16 protein-coding genes and 2 pseudogenes are annotated in these 18,163 nt (G+C 35.7%); 4 read left to right on the top strand and 14 right to left on the bottom strand.

Translation table 11 applies throughout. The features are described from left to right. The first annotated feature begins 199 nt into the window (after positions 1-199). A complete protein-coding gene (locus AC2YHV_RS27230) occupies positions 200-778 on the top strand; it encodes a YitT family protein (protein WP_063576779.1) in 579 nt (192 codons plus the stop codon). A 515-nt stretch (positions 779-1,293) separates the two neighbouring features. Next, positions 1,294-1,701, top strand: coding sequence for a DoxX family protein (locus AC2YHV_RS27225; RefSeq protein WP_048687048.1), 408 nt, complete (start codon positions 1,294-1,296; stop codon positions 1,699-1,701). Positions 1,702-1,860: 159 nt separating this feature from the next. On the opposite strand, the gene AC2YHV_RS27220 is transcribed toward AC2YHV_RS27225, so the two are convergent. The 12 genes and pseudogenes from AC2YHV_RS27220 to AC2YHV_RS27165 all read right to left on the bottom strand — a co-directional run bounded on the left by AC2YHV_RS27220 (position 1,861) and on the right by AC2YHV_RS27165 (position 15,837). Next, complete coding sequence (locus tag AC2YHV_RS27220; protein WP_057276230.1) at positions 1,861-2,511, bottom strand: class D sortase; 651 nt, start codon at positions 2,509-2,511, stop codon at positions 1,861-1,863. A 1-nt stretch (position 2,512) separates the two neighbouring features. Then, positions 2,513-3,931, bottom strand: coding sequence for a processed acidic surface protein (locus AC2YHV_RS27215; RefSeq protein WP_095679498.1), 1,419 nt, complete (start codon positions 3,929-3,931; stop codon positions 2,513-2,515). A 1,073-nt stretch (positions 3,932-5,004) separates the two neighbouring features. After that, positions 5,005-7,380, bottom strand: coding sequence for a M14 family zinc carboxypeptidase (locus tag AC2YHV_RS27210; protein WP_487374570.1), 2,376 nt, complete (start codon positions 7,378-7,380; stop codon positions 5,005-5,007). Positions 7,381-8,368: 988 nt separating this feature from the next. Then, positions 8,369-8,665 carry a hypothetical protein gene (locus AC2YHV_RS27205; protein ID WP_487374569.1) on the bottom strand — a complete coding sequence of 99 codons (297 nt, stop codon included), beginning with the start codon at positions 8,663-8,665 and terminating at the stop codon, positions 8,369-8,371. Continuing rightward, a complete protein-coding gene (locus AC2YHV_RS27200) occupies positions 8,662-9,378 on the bottom strand; it encodes an RHS repeat domain-containing protein (protein WP_487374568.1) in 717 nt (238 codons plus the stop codon). The genes AC2YHV_RS27205 and AC2YHV_RS27200 overlap by 4 nt, the downstream gene beginning before the upstream one ends. A gap of 98 nt (positions 9,379-9,476) precedes the next feature. Then, positions 9,477-9,737: pseudogene (locus AC2YHV_RS27195) on the bottom strand (HPr family phosphocarrier protein). 203 nt (positions 9,738-9,940) lie between these two features. After that, positions 9,941-10,579, bottom strand: coding sequence for a P-loop nucleotide/nucleoside kinase family protein (locus AC2YHV_RS27190; protein ID WP_187049145.1), 639 nt, complete (start codon positions 10,577-10,579; stop codon positions 9,941-9,943). 114 nt (positions 10,580-10,693) lie between these two features. Then, positions 10,694-11,560: a class II fructose-bisphosphate aldolase gene (locus tag AC2YHV_RS27185; RefSeq protein WP_487374567.1), complete on the bottom strand. Its 867-nt coding sequence runs from the start codon at positions 11,558-11,560 to the stop codon at positions 10,694-10,696. A 42-nt stretch (positions 11,561-11,602) separates the two neighbouring features. Then, complete coding sequence (locus AC2YHV_RS27180; protein WP_057276238.1) at positions 11,603-12,001, bottom strand: hypothetical protein; 399 nt, start codon at positions 11,999-12,001, stop codon at positions 11,603-11,605. Positions 12,002-12,031: 30 nt separating this feature from the next. Beyond that, a complete protein-coding gene (locus tag AC2YHV_RS27175; protein WP_057276239.1) occupies positions 12,032-13,321 on the bottom strand; it encodes a PTS sugar transporter subunit IIC in 1,290 nt (429 codons plus the stop codon). A 37-nt stretch (positions 13,322-13,358) separates the two neighbouring features. Further along, positions 13,359-13,667: a PTS sugar transporter subunit IIB gene (locus tag AC2YHV_RS27170; RefSeq protein WP_057276240.1), complete on the bottom strand. Its 309-nt coding sequence runs from the start codon at positions 13,665-13,667 to the stop codon at positions 13,359-13,361. A gap of 61 nt (positions 13,668-13,728) precedes the next feature. Next, positions 13,729-15,837 (bottom strand): BglG family transcription antiterminator, encoded by a 2,109-nt coding sequence (locus AC2YHV_RS27165; protein ID WP_487374566.1) that lies wholly within the window; start codon positions 15,835-15,837, stop codon positions 13,729-13,731. A gap of 281 nt (positions 15,838-16,118) precedes the next feature. Between AC2YHV_RS27165 and AC2YHV_RS27160 the strand changes: the two are divergent. Next, positions 16,119-16,502, top strand: a pseudogene (locus AC2YHV_RS27160) (AAA family ATPase); the annotation flags it as partial. A 225-nt stretch (positions 16,503-16,727) separates the two neighbouring features. After that, positions 16,728-17,066 carry a recombinase family protein gene (locus AC2YHV_RS27155; RefSeq protein WP_487374565.1) on the top strand — a complete coding sequence of 113 codons (339 nt, stop codon included), beginning with the start codon at positions 16,728-16,730 and terminating at the stop codon, positions 17,064-17,066. Between the two features lie 111 nt (positions 17,067-17,177). On the opposite strand, the gene AC2YHV_RS27150 is transcribed toward AC2YHV_RS27155, so the two are convergent. After that, positions 17,178-17,375 (bottom strand): IDEAL domain-containing protein, encoded by a 198-nt coding sequence (locus tag AC2YHV_RS27150; RefSeq protein ID WP_048687036.1) that lies wholly within the window; start codon positions 17,373-17,375, stop codon positions 17,178-17,180. A 408-nt stretch (positions 17,376-17,783) separates the two neighbouring features. Next, on the bottom strand, positions 17,784-18,029 hold the full coding sequence (locus tag AC2YHV_RS27145) for a ParB N-terminal domain-containing protein (protein ID WP_487374564.1): 246 nt from the start codon (positions 18,027-18,029) through the stop codon (positions 17,784-17,786). Positions 18,030-18,163: the final 134 nt, after the last annotated feature.

Genomic DNA, 18,163 nt, shown 5'->3' with positions numbered 1-18,163 from the left:
TTTTGGTGTCTCTTTTTTTTGCCCTAATTACATCATGGCCTAAAACGAGAAGGCCTTTACTTTGATTAGCTTACTCCCATGTGAATTAAAAATATCTTATGGAGAACAAATAGCAATCGTAATTTCCAATCAGCTAAGTATATATTTAGATTTCTCTCATATATTTTAAGATAATGATTTGGACAAGGGGAATTTTTTTATGAAAAAGTTTGTTACGCTGCTTTTTTCAAGTTTTTTCATTGGAGTAGGTCTAAACTTATTTATTATCCCCATTCATCTAATAAATGGCGGGATATTTGGCATAAGTTTATTAATCAAATATGTTTGGGGAATCCAGGTTGGACATACCATGATCATGATCAATATCCCCATATACCTACTATCTCTTCTATATGATAAGTCTTATTTCTTTAATGCCATCCTTGGGTTAGCTTTCACTTCAACCATTATTGATTGGCTAACACCACTAAACGGTTTGGTTCATCTGCCGATCATAACAAGTGCCATTATCGGTGGAATGACGATTGGGATTGGTGTCGGTTTTATGCTGAGACAACATATTAGCCCCGGTGGAGTGGATTTACTAGCACTATTAATATCTAAAACCACAGCAACCAATCCTGGAATTATTATTTTTATCATTGATTCTCTCATAGTAATTGCGGGAATCATTATATTGAAAGACTTAAAGTTAATGTATTCCCTCATCACGATATCCTGTGTCGGGTTCTGCGTCATTATAATCAATTCTTTTAAGACAATTAACTTTTTACGATAAAGTTGTACTTACAAGTGCTCCCTTACGATATACATCTTGCTTGTACTGTACTCGGGATTTTGTACGTTTACCCATTAATTCGAGCCGTTTACACGTGAGTTTGGTCCGTTTACTCGTAAATTACGGCCATTTACTCGTGAATTCGGCTTATTTACTCGTGAATTCGTGCTACACTTGTGATTTCGCTCTGTTTACTCGTGAGTTTTGGCTTCTTACTCGTGAATTTTACTGTTTACTCGTGAGTTTTGCTGTTTTATTCGTGAATTCACCCTGTTTACTCGTGAGTTCGTACTATACCCATGATTTCGGCTGTCACCTGGAGGGAGTAGATTTCTGAAATCAAATGAGAAATAACTGCAGGCAAACTCGCTTTTCTTCAAGTTATCCTTCAGTCAAGCGCGATTCCTAAAGGATTGTGCCACAACTGTTTAAGATTAAGATTTTTTTAGAATGCATTAAAAAAAGAAAAGTGGAATATGATTAAAATGTCAATCTAAGGGAGGGAATGTGAATAAATGAAAAAAACAAAAATTATATATTGGATTTTCACAGGACTTTTAGTGGCACTAATGGTTTTGGGTTCTATTCCGGATATAATGTCTGTTCCCGATGCAGTCGCATTATTCAATCATTTAGGTTACCCTACTTACCTCCTACCCTTTATTGGGATTGCCAAATTATTAGGTGTCGTGGCAATACTTATTCCAGGCTTTCCAAGAATCAAGGAATGGGCTTATGCCGGTTTTGTATTTGATTTGACGGGGGCTATGTATTCAAGCATTTCAGTGGGCGACCCTGCCAGTGGATGGCTGATTTTCATTATCGGGTATATATTGATAGCCGGCTCTTATATTTACCATCATAAAATATTAAAATCCGCTTCATCTGGCACATCGAGCAATAAGAATAGTTTAACAATATAAATAAATTGGCCATGAAAAAACATCGTGAAAGGTGTTTTTTCTAATTGGTTTAAAAGTGGAGGAAGTGATATCATCTTCGCTTTTCTTTCTAATAAGAAATAAAATCAAAAGCGTCCCAATAGGTTTCCTTATTGGGACGCTTTTTTTTAGTACATTTGATTAACTTACTGTTTTTGAAGTTAAATACGCGACAAGGATATAGCGTTCAGGTGCTGATCCAATATAATCGAAAGGGTAACAGGTACTGACGGTTAGCGTTGCCCGTGGCTTTGGTACGATTACGGTTCGATCATCCTTATCCACAATTCGAACTTTGTTCACTTTGTATGTGAACTCTCCTGCCGATGTTCTTACTATCAACAAATCTCCTTCGCCCACTTGCCCGAGTTTACGGAATACCGTATCTCTATGACCGGAAAGTACGGAATTGTCATTTTCACCAGGTAACACACTTCCTGCAAAGTGACCAACGCCTTTTTCCAATTCATCCTCATTTGTGCCATGGAAAATAGGAAGTTTTGTTTTTAGTTTGGGTATATAAAGCTCCCCGATTTCTTCACCCGTTTTAGGGCGGACAGGATATAGCTCTTTCTTTGTTGTGTCATTACTTGGTGTTTTATCAATTGTTGGTTTATCACTTGTTGATTTCTGCACAGTTTCATTCACTTGGCTACTAGGAGCATGAGTCTTGTAAAGAAAGTAGCCTTTTGCAAACTTATACAGATTGGATGTGGAAAACCAAACCCCAAATAAAATGATGGCAATTGCACAAGAAAGCAGCAGTAACCGCTTTTTCTTTAATTTTTTCATATTAAGCTTTCCTGATTTTTCGATACATCAAGCTTCCGAACAAGACAAGAAATAGTCCTAAAAGGGCACTAGGCAAATAACCGGAAGCGGTATTTGGCAGTTTAGCACCTTTTACCGTTTGATGTTCTGAATTAGTATGGGTACTAATCTTTTGTTTTACTGGTTTAGCAACTGGTGCCTTTTCAATGGTCTTTTGTACCTCTTTAGCAGATTCCTTTATTTGTCCGCCTGCATTAGTAAGAGTATCAGAATCGACCATATCACCTGTTATTAACAGATCAGCCAAGAACTTTCCGTCAGTATTATATATTGATATTTTCAGGTTAGCACCCTTCAATTCTTCCAATTTCATTAAATCCAAAAGGGATACAGGTGATTCCGAACCACTTTTCACAAGGGAATAGGAAACATTAAGCTTAAAGATGGAAAGTAATTCTTCATAGATTGAGGCCATTTCAGCTATCTGTTCAGCTGTAAGCTCGGTTGCTACATCAAATTCCTCGAAAGCCATCATGCGGTTGCCCAATTCTTCAAGTCGCTTGACTGTTTCCGGGTTGGAAAGATGGTCTTCCAAAGACATCAAGTGGTCTTCAAGCCGCTGTAGTTCCTCTTCCGTTAGACCGAGTTCCTGCTCGAAAATAGGAAGAAGCTCTTCGGCAACTTCGCCATCCATCCCGCCGCCAGTAAGGTTCCAAACAGTTTCTTCAAGATTATCTATGTATATATAATCGTTAATATTTTCACCATTTTCTTCTAACATTTGAAGCAAGGCTTGTTTATCCAATCCATAATTCTCATTAAAATAATCTAAGTTGCTTAGGTCTGCCTTTATGACGTCACCCAGGAATTCGCTAAGCTCTTCGACAGATTCAAATTCTTCCGTGCTAAAATCATAGGGTTTCAATGACGCTTCGATATCTTCTAGTGTTACTTGGAAGCCTCTTTCCTTGCTAACCTTGGCCAAATAATTGACTAATTCTTTGTCAAAATTCGGATCGCGTTCAAAATCGCCCTCTTCTGTCTCTTCTGTATAGAAATAAACAGTTTCATCGAGGTCCCAGATAAAGATATAATCGTCTAGTTCTTCGCCATTTTCGTGTAATAGATTAATTAGGCTCTCATTAGTTAGATTATAATCTTCATAAATGGCATCTAAATTACTCAAATCAGCCTTAATAACTTCGCCCAAGGCTTCTTTTAGATCACCAATAGATTCAAAGTTCTCAATACTTTCATCGTAAAAAGAAAGAGATGTTTCAATATCATCCTTCGTCACTTCAAAACCCCTGACAAGGCTTACCTCTTTTAAATACTTTGTAAGTTCTTTCTCAAAATTCTTGCTTGGTGCCGCCGATGCTAATTGCGGGAATAAGCTAATTAACAACGTAAATGAAACTAAAATGGTCCACAGTTTTTTCATACTTTTCTCCTATTCATATCATTTCATATGTTTCTAGAAAATTATAAGGTAATAACAATAATTTAACAATGAAGTTATTTTTTCCAATAAGGAAAAATTGCTATATTACTTACTTTTCAAACAAACTTTTTAACAGCATATACCACTGTTTACGGTAATCAAGACGTATTTCTTCCTATTTATATATTGATTTCAAAAAGAGGGATTAAAAAACTCCCGCTACTGTGCCTCCAGATAAAAAAATTATTAATATTTTAGGGGAAACATAACTTAGCTCAAGCAAAATGAATATAAATTCACCACCGGGCTACATCAATTTCAAGTAAAGTAGTCAGTCTATAAGTATCAGACCTCATAGCCTATAAAGTTACGCTTAGACAAAGCGAAAAAAGACATAATCGACCCTGGAATGGGTCGATTATGTCGGAAACAGCTATCCAGCTTAATACTCCTTCTTCTACAACTAGACAAAAAACTACAGTTTTTTATCATTATTTATTCACCGGTATTAACTACTGATACTATACCGCTTGAGAGATTAAAATGAGTGTTTATTTAACGAGGTCCCCGTATCATATCTAAGACTACTTAAATAAATAATGAATCAGGAAGTTAAGCAGTATTACCTGATCGATGATTATTATTTTATGTCCTTTATTGAATTCCTTTTACCTTGTTAAATAAAGAATATAGATATTTTACGCAAAGATAAATTGTTTACCATCTCCCACTCCTTTGAAATTATCTAGGTGTACTCGCCCGTACAAACCTCCTAGGGCCGATACGTCGTTTAAAACATAAAAGGAGAACGACAGCCCCCTTTGCAAGTTAATTATTTTGTTCGCTAATCAAATCATTTAACTTCATCTATAATGATTCCTGGTTAGTTAATCCATATCCAGCTTGTGAAGTATAAGAGTAGTCACCATTTTTAATCGGCTAAAAAACTACTTATTGTCCTTCAGGGTTTTTGCAACAGATGATTTAAAAGTAATGAGTTCAGAGCAAGCGGTCAGCATTTTTTAAATTACCAAAGCCGAATTCATTGCTGAATCCGGCTTTGGTAATTTCTACTATTTTTCGAAAATTGCATTTGATAGAAGACGGAACAAGTAATCCGGGTGGTCACGGAAACCTGCTTCTAACCCAATAAGAGTTACATCTTTATTCTGTTCTTTTACGATTACAGCTTGGCCTTTGGCGGTTATGTTACTTTTCCAGTGACCAGCTACGAAGAAATTATCTGAATCTGCAAGGGTCGCTACGACTTCATCATTATCCGTACCAGTGAACCATGTTGGACGATAGACAAAGCCGATATCATCCTCTCCATATCCCGCTGTTAAACCAGTTCCCTCATAATCGACTTTTACGATACCATTACTGTTGGAACCTCCTACATTAATAATGTCATCTGTAAGACCGAGTGTCTTAGTTGCTCTAGATGCACCAGCACCTACAGCTATATATTTGCCTCCTTCATTTACGAAGCTTGTCACATTGGCTTTAAACTCATTAAGTTGCCCGGCGTTTTGTAACCCAAATTCTTTATTAGCTTCAGATAGGTTGGTAGAAATGAGACTTTCCGTTCCACTATAGACAAAAATATCAAAACCGTTAAGGGTATTTTTAGCCACTTCGACTGGCGTAACTTCTGTCACATCAAAACCTAGTCTTTTCAAAGCGAGCTTTGTTCCTGCGTGTGATTTCTGTTTACCCATACCTCCATCCTTTAATATAGCCACTTTTAAAGACGTAATACCCACTGCATCTGCTGGTACATCAGCAGTTCCAACCTGTAACCCAGATTCTTTCACCGCTGCTGATACCTGATTAGCTACTGTTTTTGCAAAGAAGTTACCTTGTGCATCACGTACAATAGGTATTCCTTGCTTAAGCAATGCATTTACTAAATTTACCGATTGGACAGAGCTATTCGGAATCAGAAACGGTCCTTTTCCTGAAACCGTTCCTTGACCTGTAATCTTGTTTACTTTCGTTGCATTGACTTTAATAGGATTTTGTGTGGCTACTGCCTCGAATCCCCATAGCTCCGGTAAACTCCATGCGGAAATGTCGTACATTGCTGGGGTATCGTTCGTGATGTCTTCCCCATCCCAGAGCATCGTGTTTGCTAATCCGGCTTTCGCCTGATCCATCTCAACGAGATAAGTTCCTTTTGGATATGACACTCCATCCGCTTCAAATGCATTCACAGCTTGAACAACTTCAATATCATTATTGATCAAATGATTTACAGCCTTATTCGTAACAGTCGGGTCCTTAGGGTCTAGTGGAAGTATGTAGGATTTTGGAAATAAACCTTCCTTATGAAAAGGATGGTCAAAGTTAATTCCTCTTTTAAAAACTTCAATTTGATCAGTAATCATAGATTGCTTGTTGGCTGTTGCAAATTTCAGTGCCCCCATAATCGAATTATACATCCATCGTACGCCATCCCAATCATTTGTTGGAGCTTCTAATGTATGACCGTAAGCACCATGATACATCGCATACATTGGTGTGAAAATTGGTGGGTAATCATCCCAGCCAGCGGAGTCATCGCGCAGCGGAATATATGCACCTTTCATGTTTTGATACAAGGATCCTGAATAGTTCTCATGATCCTTCATTATTTCCGCTTCCATCGCTTCTGCCTGTTTATAGGCCCATTTTCCGTATAAGTCATACTCGTAATTAGGATTATGAGGTGGCGTACAAGGTTCAATTAACCCCTGCAGATTTGGCTGATAATCTTTCACATAACCATGAGTATCAAGGAACACCATCGGGTTCCATTCTTTAATGAGCTCAACCATCTCTTTTGTTTCTGGCTGCGATTGCGTGATAAAGTCACGATTTATGTCAATTCCTTCGCCATTAAAGCGGGTGGCATCAATGCGTCCATCAGGGTTTTGTACGACATTGAAAATAAGAATATTATTCTCTAAAACGTCTTTGGTTGTTGCATCATTTTGGGTAGCAAAACGTTCAATTAATTGAAGGATTGCATCGCTTCCGACAAATTCAGTCCCATGAATAGAACCATTAATCATGATTGGAACTTTAAAGTCAGGATTATTGGCAACCCATTCTTGAGCTTTGCCTGGATTCTTAAACATTTGCTTTCTAAGTGCCTTCACTTTTCCGAACTTCCCTTGTGTTGTTGGGTCGGCAATCGTGACAACATAGAGTGGGTTTCCATCAGCTGATGTTCCACGGACTTCAACTTTCACACGGTTTGAAAGTTTTTCAATCTCTTTTAATTTGGAACCAATTTGTGAAAATTTCACAAAGTCATAGTTTTCGCTATTAAACTTACTTCCGTCCTGTTCCTCATATGTATTCACATTTGTCCATTGAGGTTTCTCAGCATGTCCAGTACTCCACGGAATTACTGTTAATAAACTCACAGCCATCAGGCCGGATAATGCTTTTTTCTTTTTCATCCTAAAACCTCCAGTATGTATATAGTGATTTTTTTGTATATATCCCACCAAGTCGTTCAATGTTTATTTTATTGGGATTCGCTCTCCTATTGCAGCACTAGTTTCGGAAGGTCAAATTTTATGTAGTGTTACTTGCTGGGGGACCTTATCAAATTTTATAAAGAATATTTTTAACGATGTGGTTTGTTCAACGTTATAAAATTAAACCGCTTTCAACAGGGGTTGTTCAGCCATTTAGCGAGTCATTTCGTGTTGTATTCAATTAAAATATGTATTAGTTAATTAGCGCAATATCTAAACCCGCATTGGCTACTGTAGCTGATTAAATTCCTTTCTAGACTAATAAATTTCTCCTTTTCTGCTCCCTACTAATATTTTAAATTTACATGTTTAAGAGCATCGCCTCCTTATTAAGAAATAGTAACTACAAACTTAGATAACTGTTTTATAATATTATACACTTATTTTTGTGCTAATTAAGAATTTTCAGTTAATAATAATTGAATTTTTATCCTTTTTTCATACATCAGAAACATAATACTATTTACAAATAATTCCCATGTGCTAAATTGATAAAACGTGGTCATTGTTTTAAAGATAGTAATAAACGAACTTCTTATTTAGCAGTATTCACCTTCTTAGATTTGAACGGCTAAGATTTAATCGTTCCGGATGAAGAAGTCTTTAGTTTTATCATGCTTATAGTAAACGATAAAACGAGGCCGCCATTTAAAGAAGCGGTATATTAGGTTGATTCTCATATGCATAAACAAGAAGAATAGTCACTTCCGGTAACAATCGGAGGTGGCTATTTTTGTGTTCTCATTTAAATAGAAGAGGAGTTTTCCAACTGAATTACAAAATGATACTTATGTTATCCGCTGATACTCCGGAGCAGTCACGCTCAACAGATGTAGACAAAGTTTTGCTAGCATATTAGACAATTAAACCACCTTATCGCTTTCTTTTTTTATAACTTTTAGCTCCTTTATAGTAAGCACGACCATAAATAAATATCGCCACCCCAGGCGGCAGGTCCTAGGATTCCTCTTCTTGCTACTTTGAAAGCTAATCTACTTGGCTTACTCTTCTTCAATACCCTACCTCTGGCTTTCTTTACAGACTTTTTATTCTTCCTGTAAGCGTTAGTCGCCTCATATGCGCCACCAGAAGCTCTTTCAACAAACCCACTATAACCATCACTCGTATATGATTTTTTTAATGCTTTCATTCCTTTTTTATGGGCGTACATGTGTCTTTTATTTCCAGTTAAAACTAATGTCATCCCATATGCCCTTTCCCCATCAGGATCAACCAACATAACTGGATTATTATCTGCGTAAGAATAACTATTTTGAGTAATTGGATTCTCCTTTTCTCCCAGTTGGGGATCAATGTTAAAAACCTTCCAATTTCAGAATTATAATAACGCTGTTGTAAATAATAAAGCTTCGTTTCAGAATCATATCGATATCCTGCATAACGGAATGGTACCTGTGAGGTAAAATTACCGGATTCCTTTAGCTGGTTGCCCCATGCATCGTATTCAAAACATGCCACTACTGTTCCTGCAGCATCTGTTACTGAAGTAATATCTCCATGTGCATTTGCATGGAATGTATAGGTTTTTCCGGACTTCGTCATCGTTAGTGGACGGTTCCCGTTGTCGTAAACATATGATGCAAGAACTGCTCCACTTTGATCTGTTTCGAGTACAACACTGGCATTCTCATCATACGTATAATTAACAGTTGTAGATCCTGTTGTTTTGCTAATGCGTAGTCCTTCTGAATTATACTGATATTTGGCAACCGTAGTCGTTCCTTCTTTGACCTCTACTAACCGGTCTTCCGCATCATACACTAATATCCGCTTTCCATCATTGGTTAAATTCCCATTTTTATCATGTGTAATGGTCGTCCGGATAATAGAGGAAAGCTGATTCGCTGCATCATACGTATAAGAATTTGTATCCGGGTGCCACTTTGTATCGCTCAATTAAATAAGAGCAAACCCATTTACGATTTGCTCCAGAGAAATATTTTTATTTAAGGAATGCCTTTGATTTAGCTAAATCTATTATTCGCATTTTCCATTCAGGGGAGAATTAGATTATCGAATTTGAGGCCTTCTGTTTTCATCACTTCATCAATATTAGACAGCGCTTCTTCTGCATCATCGCCTTGAACAATTATTTAATAGTTTCTCCATTCCTAGCGAGATTACACCCAAAATTGATTTTAAGTCTACCTGTTTTCCTTTATACTCAAGGATCACATCTAAGAAAATGGCTTAACCATATTAACTAATAAGGTCGCAGGTCTTGCATGAATTCCAGAATCGCTAATTATGAATATATTTTTTCAACCATTTTTATTCCTCCATCTTTAAAAAACTCTTTTATTTTATAAGTGAAGAAATTCGATAATTCTCATACTTTGTCAGGACATTCTCTACAGTAAAATCGTATCCTTCAAGCCCTTAAATTCTGCACCAAGGGTTATATGCTCAAAGAGATGAATAATATTAATGAGATTAAAAAGCCCCTAAGTTTTGGATTTTAAAATTCTTTGCTAGTTCCAGAAATGTACATTTTAATGTACCCCAGTCTTATATCTTCCAACAACATAGAATAATTCACTTTTGTAAAATCTGATACATCCACTTCATATAAAGTTCCTAATTCAAACGTGTCATATCCTCTCGTTGTACATCTTTTTATAAATTCCTCATAGTTCAATAAGTTATCTGCAATACTTCTATCAGCTAACTGATCCCCTTTTTTGTAGGAAGTTACGATATGACTCAAATGCCTTGTCGGATCCAAATCTCGCTTTTTTTGTCGTTCAAACAATACATCTAAATCTGCAATTAACCGAATAGTAACAACCTCATAACTATATCTTTCTACTAATTGCTGAATATGAGGCTTTTGTTTTTGACTAAAAGGATAATCAGACATAATATTGCTACCTACTTGCATTTGCTGTTCCATTATTTCAAAGTACTTCGCCCATGCTATCTTTTCTATCTTCTGCTTTTCTTCTAGATTACGATAACCATACATATCACAATAATATTCTTTCAAGTCATCCTGAGAAAGATTATAAAATGACCCTAATTTACTATTGAGGATATTACTTAAGTAGGTTTTTCCTGTTCCAGGTAAACCTGCTAATAAGATTAAGACTTTATCCATCTTACCACCTCATATCTAACGAATAAAGAAAGAGTACAAGGAATTCCTAGTACTCTCTTTATTAGCCACATATTCTCCAACCCTTATGAAAAGACTAATGAACTTTTTATGTCATTATTTTACTTGGAGGGTTCGGTCTTCTTTATTCATGAAGATTCCAATTTTATGTTTGACAATTTCTTTTACTGCCTGATTACATGGAATAATATTATGTCGTAATGATTTCGTTACTTTTGTTTCTCCGAATGTTTCTTTCGCTGTTTTCGTCCATGTTACTAACAACTCAGTACCTACATTAAATTTACGAATCCCGTTATTAATTAATTCATGTACATCCATTTCATTAACACCTGTACCCCCATGAATAACTAAAGGTACATCTACTACAGCGTTGATTTCTTTTAATAGTGGTAGATTTACTTCTGTTTTAGATTTATATTGACCATGATTAGTACCAATGGCAATGGCCAAAGCATCTACCCCTGTTGCTTTAACAAACTCTTCTGCATCTTTTGGGTCAGTATAAACCTTATCATTCTCATCTACATGAATCCCTTCTTCAGTACCGCCAATAGTCCCTAGTTCGCCCTCTACTGAAACACCATATTTGTGTGCATATTCTACTACTGCTTTTGTTTTCATAATGTTCTCTTTGAATGGTAAATGAGAACCATCAAACATCACTGATGTATATCCTTTATGGATTGCCTCTTTAATATCATCAAAATCCCTTGCATGGTCTAAATGCAATACCACATCTACCATTTCATTTGTGGCCATCGTTTTACATACAGCAACAATATTTTCATGACCAATGTATTTCGCAGTATCTATACTTGTTTGAATAATAATTGGTGCTCCTTGCTCTTTTGCTGCACGGATCATATCAGGTAACATCTCTAAATTATGTGCATTAAATGAACCAACTGTATAATTCAATTCTTCAGCCCTACGTGTTACTTCTTTTAATGTTGTATACATGATCAATTACTCTCCCTTTATACTAATCTTTTATTTTCTTCCTTATCGAACACCACGAGTAACCTCTTTAGAAACTTGCATCATTTGATCCATTTTCTTTAGATATATCTGTAATAATTCTTCATTATTCACTTTTGCTGCTTCTGCACGCTTCTTGTTATAAAGTTTTAATAAAGTTTTGTAACCATTACCTAATGACTTTTTGGCCTGAATACTTTTTTCTAAAGAATCAATAGCATGATCTTCTTCACCAAGTTCATTAAATGCTAAGCCAATCTCCTCATAAATTTTTGCTTGTTTTTCTCCAGCTACTTGATTTACTTCTTCTTTTTTAAAGGAAATGGTACGTAATAACTCTTCTTTTCGTTCAACTGTTAACAATACCTCTTCGGTTGTTTCTTTTTTCGGTTCTTTAGGTTTTTTCTTTCCAAATCCAAACATTACTTGTGCCTCCTTTTCTCTACCTACATCCTAGAAAGCTTTTAAAAGTGGACCAATGAGCCATGCATATAGCAAAGCAGCTGTTACTGTATCAACATCTGTTGCTGTTGCATTGACAAACCCCATAGAATTGAATGTTGTTACTAATAGTGCTGGTAATAATGTAATGAAGAAACCATGTACAACACCACCAATAATTGCTCCACGAATACCACCTGTTAAGTTACCAAATATACCGGCGGTACCCCCCGCGAAGAAAGCTGTAAGCATACCTGGTAAGATCATCGCCAACCCGAAGACAGGTAATACAAACATTGCAATAATCGAACCTATAGTAGTTGTGATAAACCCTACAATGACTGCATTAGGGCTAAATGGAAATAGGACTGGACAATCTAATGCAGGAATTGCATTTGGGACCAACCGCATGGCAATCCCTCTAAATGCCGGAACAATTTCACCTAGTAATAAGCGAACTCCTGCTAATAATACATACACTCCAACTACGAATTGGATAGATTGTAAGAACGCAAACATTAAATAATTGGTATCTCCTGATAATGTAGAAGCGAACTTTTCACCTGCAAACGCTGCTGTAATAATATAAAGAGGAGTCATTACCACCATCAAAGATAGATAGGTATCTTGTAAGAATTCAAATTGAGCTGGTAATTTCAAATCTTCAACAGATTTTTTCTTTTCGCCTTTTCCCCCAACTAGTTTCGCTACACCTGCTTCAAACACATACCCAACCGTACAAAAGTGTCCTAAAGCAATATCATCCATACCAGTAATCTTACGAACAAATGGTTGTGCAATCGCGGGCATAGCTACCGCAAATACGGCCCCAATGAAACCGCCTACTAAAATCAATGCAACACCACGTAAACCTGCAAAGTAACCAAATACTGTTGTCATAGTAGCCATCCAAAGAATTGCCTGACCAGTTAAAAAGATGTATTTCCATTTAGTGAACCGTGCAATGATAATATTAAAAACAAAGATAGCTAAGAAAGTTAGTGCGATATCACGACCCAATCCTAACTCATTCATTGCTTGGCCATTAATAGCTTCAATCGAAGGAATAATCCCTTGCATATGGAAACCTTCTGTAAAAATATGACCGAAATAGACTAAACTACCAACAATAATGCTAGAACCTGCGGACAATACCATAAACCCTAACATCGTCTTTAAAGAACCAGAAATAACTTGCCCTGTTGATTTCTTTTGCAAAATTAACCCCAACATAGCAATCAACGCGATTGTGACAGATGCCTGTGTCAAAATATTTTCGATAATAAAGTTAACTACACTCATTTTTTCCCACCCCATCTCTAGCTATCTCTATTTATTTTTAAGCTAAAACGCCTTTTTCCCTTAATACCGGGGTAATTTTTTCTTCAATCTCTGCCTTAGATACAATATTTCTCAAATAAACAATTGTCGTTTGTTTAGGATCAACTGAAAATTTCTCGAATTGGGATTTGAAATTCTGTGCCGTAATAATAATATCGGGTTTTACTGAAACAGCAGACGAGATATCACTATGATCTAGCTTGGCGTTGACACCTAACTTGCTTAATACATCCTCTGCCGACATTTGACAAGCAAAACTGCTTCCTAAACCTGCTCCACATACAAATAAGATATTTACTTTTTTCATTTTGCCCTCTCCTCATTTTTCAATTTTGGGGTTATATACTTATCAATTGCTTTTAAAACTGTTACTTCCTCACTTCACTACCATATAAAACTTGATTAAACATGTTTACATCTTGTGCTGTAATTAACAGGTCTAATTTCTCTTCATCATTAATTAACTCAATCAGATTTTTCATCACATTCAGATGCGAATAAGAATCCACTGCCGCTAGACAAAAAACAATTTTCACCGGATCATTATCCGGATTTCCAAAATTAATTGGTTCCTTTAACGTCATGACACTAATGCCTAATTTGTTTACTCCATCTTCCGGCCTTGCGTGTGCTAACGCTAAATGCTTCCCTACTACTATATAAGGCCCATACTCTTCAACAGATTTAATCATGGCGTTTATATATCGTTCTTCAATGACCTCTTCTGTTAACAATACCTGGGCAGATTTCGTAATTGCCTCTTTCCAATCTTTACATTCTTGCTTTAGTAGGATGTTGGAATCCCTCAAAATATCCTGCAACATCGGCTGTATCTCCCTTGTATTAATTTTTAAATGATGTTCTTTAAAAGTATCTTCTACTTTGTGATAGCTTTCCTTTGTTACCTTACCGCCACTTTCTACAATTAACATCAAAATATCCTGCATTAGCTGTGTAGCATCTAACTTATTGGAAACGATCCTTCTCTTATTCTTATTTTTGAGTAAAAAAACTTTAATTTCCTTCTTGTCACTTTCTCTTAATATTGGATTAAGCAATAATACAGGTTTTCTTGGATAATCAATTGAAATGGTCGTAAAAACTAAATCAACATCCAGCTTGTCAATAAAGGCTAATTCATACGAACTCAATATTGCAACAATCTCGATATTAAAATGCTCTTTCAAATTCGCAGCCAACAGCTTTCCAGTTGAAACCCCATGATTACAAAGCACAACTGCCTGATAAACATATTGTTCTTTCTGCTTAATCTGGCTGGCAGACGTTGAAAAATAAACGGTCAAAAACCCGATCTCATCTTCTGATAATTTTTTTTTGATGTAGTCCTCTATTTGCTTACTAAAGCAAGTGACTGCCTGATAAATCTCGGCATAGGACTCCTTAATAGTGTCTTTCAACGGATTAAATACCTGTAAATCGTTCTTCACCCTGCTTAATAACCCTGTGATATGCCTATACAAACCTTCATACAAATCTTCTTCTCTCTGAGAAAAGGGGATTCTGGTTACTTTTTCTACATGCTCAATTAATTGAATAGTTAATAATTGTGCGGTAACCCAATCGAATGAATTATTCATATCTTTTGGATTAAACGATTCGATTGTAAAAGTAGTATATTTAATTTCATTTAATGATGGATATAAACCAAACTCCATACAGATGGAATCGACAAAATTTCTGACAGGATCTTCTTTTATTTCGGCTCTAACTTTGGCTAATTCCCTAAGGGTATTTCCTTCTTGCAACCGCCTTACCCATATACCTAAAAAAAGAATGCTTTGATTCCGGTATACATGATTAATCTCCACTCTGGACTTTTCAAAGACTTCGTCATAATGTTCTCCAATGACCCTTAATGCATTTGTATCCAAATAATCAAGAACAAATTGATCTGTAAAAGTATTTACTGTATCTATATCTCGGTACTCCATTAGTTTAGCAATATCTGTCATACTGTTAATCACATCGTATAACATAGTGCGTATTGAGCGTTCATCGCCTTTTAATACAATACCTTGCTTCGTTAAACTCACTACAGAAATCCCATATTCCTTTAAAAACTGACGAAGTCTTCTCATATCCTCATCCAATGTACTTTTCGATACCTGCAGTTTTTCTTCCATTTTAAAGAGCATTGTCGTTCTTGTGGTATCGGCAATATCTAAAAGTAAGGCAAGAAAACGTTCATTGGGCCGATAATAATCTGTTTCTCTGTCATCACCAATTTTGGACAGGAGCTTTTCGCGATCCACATCAGTTAGGTCTAACTTCAACCCTTTTCCTCTTGTCGTCGTAATTGATGAATAATTATTTTCTGCCAGATATTTATTAATCAGGACCAATTCGTTTCGAAAAGTACGCTCGCTAATATTGAACTCTTTACTTAAATCCTCACAAGTCAAAAAGGTATTTACTGTCAAAAACCTGGTAAGTACTCGTTGAGTCCGTTCTTTCATGATGGTAACTCCTTTCATAGTTTCATTATAATTCGCAATATTCAAATAGTTTAGTACATCTTATTGCAACTTCAATTTGCAAAAATGTAAGCGTTAACACTTTTTATCCAAACTATAAATCAAATATCCATCGAAAAAAGATGTATCTCTTATAGGGGTACAGACACATACCCATCAAGCTAACACCAATGAGTACTTAAAGTAGAGCCATTTTTACAAAACAATCGTTCATACCACTAAAGAAAGATCTGCCAAATAAGCCTTCGATAGGTCATTTTGCTTTTGAAGGGATTCACTTAATTATAGTGGATGAAATCGATCGACTGATACTGCAACACTTAGAGCAACTTCGTGACATCAATGATCAACATGACTTAGCTATGATATTCATCGGGATGCCAGGGATTGAAAAAAATATCCCCAGCATTACTCCCGCATTGGTTTTGCTTTTGAATTTCAGAAACTCATTAAAGACGAGATGCACCATATTTTAGAATATAAATGGGGTGAATTAGGTATCTCCATTAAACGAGAGGGCTTTTCCGATTACGAGGCGCTCACAACCATCATGAAAGTCATAAACGATAACTTTACCGTCTATTTCTCAAATTGAACATATCCTCGAAATCAATCACCTTACATCCATTACCACCGAAGTAGTATAGACTGCACGAAATAGCTTAGTGATTGGACATAATTAATGAAGAACCCCAGCTAAACTTCTCATATGAAGGTAGCTGGGGTTAAAAGTTGGATGTGCAAATTATCACTTAAAACACGCGCACAAAAGTTACATATTCCTCTTTTTGTTCTTGTTTATGTCTAAAAGATAGTCTGTAATTAAAAGTATAGAAGATATATAACTTTAGGTAAAAAAAGGGTATGAGCAAATGAAAGTTGGATATGCAAGGGTATCGAAAGTTGGACAGTCGCTTGAAAGCCAAATTGAACAATTAATAGAATATGGTTGCGAAATAATATATATGGAAAAAGAAAGTGGAAAGAAAACAGATCGCCAGGATTTAGACAATGCAAGAAAAGCATTAAGAAAAGGTGATAAATTAGTGTTACTAAAATTGACCGCTTGGCCCGTTCTGTTAGGGACCTTCATAATATTGCTATTGAATTGGAAGCTGAAGGAGAAGGCAATAAAAAACGTCCTTTTCAAATCGAACAGTGATCTGTTCAAAAAAGGACGAGTTTTGGAACAAATAATAACTTATTTATAATATCGTGCTTAATCGATAAAAATCATAAACGCCAATCCATAGATATGGGTTGGCGTTTTGGCGTACTTCTTAAAGTTACAAATATGGTTAGTTCATTTTATAAACAACATATTAAGAAATGTTTTTCAATTCCTCTGTTAATCGTAGGAATTCTTCTTTGTTTTGATCCTGTAATGACTGGTCAATCTCTTTTCGGATTTGCTCTTTTCGGAAATTAAGAAGGGCTTTGTTTAACACCATTTCAGCAAATTCAGAATCCTTAACGTTTATTTCAGGTTGTGGTGGTGTATTAGCCAAATTCTTTTCCATAGGAAACCAACTCCTTGACCTTTTTTCTATTATACCACCAGTTTTCAGAATATTCAAATATTTTTCTAAGTAGTTCCAATAATATATCTATTAGACAGATAATTATTTTATATGTTTTCAATAACAAAACTAATTATATATTACATAAGTACTTCCTTAAATAATCTTATTTCTCTAATTTGAATCGAATAGGTAATTATGAATCTAAAGTTAGTTAATTTATTTGTAGAGCATTTCTCAGCATTAAATTTTAAAAAGTAGTGTTTTTGACTTTAAAAACTATGTTTTACTTTCAGGTAGGTTTACGTTTAGCTGTTCAGTGATTGCTGGATGGTTCTGGTTTAAACTAAACGTACTTATAGGAACCCCTATTTTCTTCCATTTTTCTATTTTTGATTATGTAAAAGCTTATTTTTCATAAATAACGGGGATTAATTCCATCCCCACCTTTTGGGCTGCAATATAGCGTCTGTAACCGTCCCTAAGGATCTTTGTATCCCTATTTATCATAATGGGTTCATCTAAGCAGCCTGTCCGTTTAGCATGATTTAAAACTTGTAGTGTTTTTTCAACACTCGGATTGGAATTTAAAAACTCTTCCGTTACAACAATCTGATTTAGTAAAATAAACTCTTCTGTTTCATCTGGTTTCATTTTTATTTTCCCCCTATCTGAAGTCTAATTATATTCTTTATTCACCTATTATAAGACCGATTTAATCAGCTATTGTCACTTTTCTCATCCTAAGGCCACCATTTGGCAACCTTCTTATGGCGCTAACGCACCCT

It is taken from the genome of Peribacillus sp. SRI_006 (assembly GCF_057586375.1).
The sequence above is the reverse complement of the archived record's forward strand: the minus strand, read 5'-3'. Positions and strand labels throughout refer to the sequence as shown.

Bases quoted from the DNA above. Each gene is read 5' to 3' on its own strand.
- AC2YHV_RS27150 (WP_048687036.1), bottom strand. From the start codon at position 17,375: ATGGAAAAGAATTTGGCTAATACACCACCACAACCTGAAATAAACGTT.
- AC2YHV_RS27145 (WP_487374564.1), bottom strand. From the start codon at position 18,029: ATGAAACCAGATGAAACAGAAGAGTTTATTTTACTAAATCAGATTGTT.
- AC2YHV_RS27230 (WP_063576779.1), top strand. From the start codon at position 200: ATGAAAAAGTTTGTTACGCTGCTTTTTTCAAGTTTTTTCATTGGAGTA.
- AC2YHV_RS27175 (WP_057276239.1), bottom strand. From the start codon at position 13,321: ATGAGTGTAGTTAACTTTATTATCGAAAATATTTTGACACAGGCATCT.
- AC2YHV_RS27170 (WP_057276240.1), bottom strand. From the start codon at position 13,667: ATGAAAAAAGTAAATATCTTATTTGTATGTGGAGCAGGTTTAGGAAGC.
- AC2YHV_RS27215 (WP_095679498.1), bottom strand. From the start codon at position 3,931: ATGAAAAAACTGTGGACCATTTTAGTTTCATTTACGTTGTTAATTAGC.
- AC2YHV_RS27205 (WP_487374569.1), bottom strand. From the start codon at position 8,665: ATGACATTAGTTTTAACTGGAAATAAAAGACACATGTACGCCCATAAA.
- AC2YHV_RS27185 (WP_487374567.1), bottom strand. From the start codon at position 11,560: ATGTATACAACATTAAAAGAAGTAACACGTAGGGCTGAAGAATTGAAT.
- AC2YHV_RS27190 (WP_187049145.1), bottom strand. From the start codon at position 10,579: ATGGATAAAGTCTTAATCTTATTAGCAGGTTTACCTGGAACAGGAAAA.
- AC2YHV_RS27225 (WP_048687048.1), top strand. From the start codon at position 1,294: ATGAAAAAAACAAAAATTATATATTGGATTTTCACAGGACTTTTAGTG.
- AC2YHV_RS27210 (WP_487374570.1), bottom strand. From the start codon at position 7,380: ATGAAAAAGAAAAAAGCATTATCCGGCCTGATGGCTGTGAGTTTATTA.
- AC2YHV_RS27220 (WP_057276230.1), bottom strand. From the start codon at position 2,511: ATGAAAAAATTAAAGAAAAAGCGGTTACTGCTGCTTTCTTGTGCAATT.
- AC2YHV_RS27180 (WP_057276238.1), bottom strand. From the start codon at position 12,001: ATGTTTGGATTTGGAAAGAAAAAACCTAAAGAACCGAAAAAAGAAACA.
- AC2YHV_RS27155 (WP_487374565.1), top strand. From the start codon at position 16,728: ATGAAAGTTGGATATGCAAGGGTATCGAAAGTTGGACAGTCGCTTGAA.
- AC2YHV_RS27165 (WP_487374566.1), bottom strand. From the start codon at position 15,837: ATGAAAGAACGGACTCAACGAGTACTTACCAGGTTTTTGACAGTAAAT.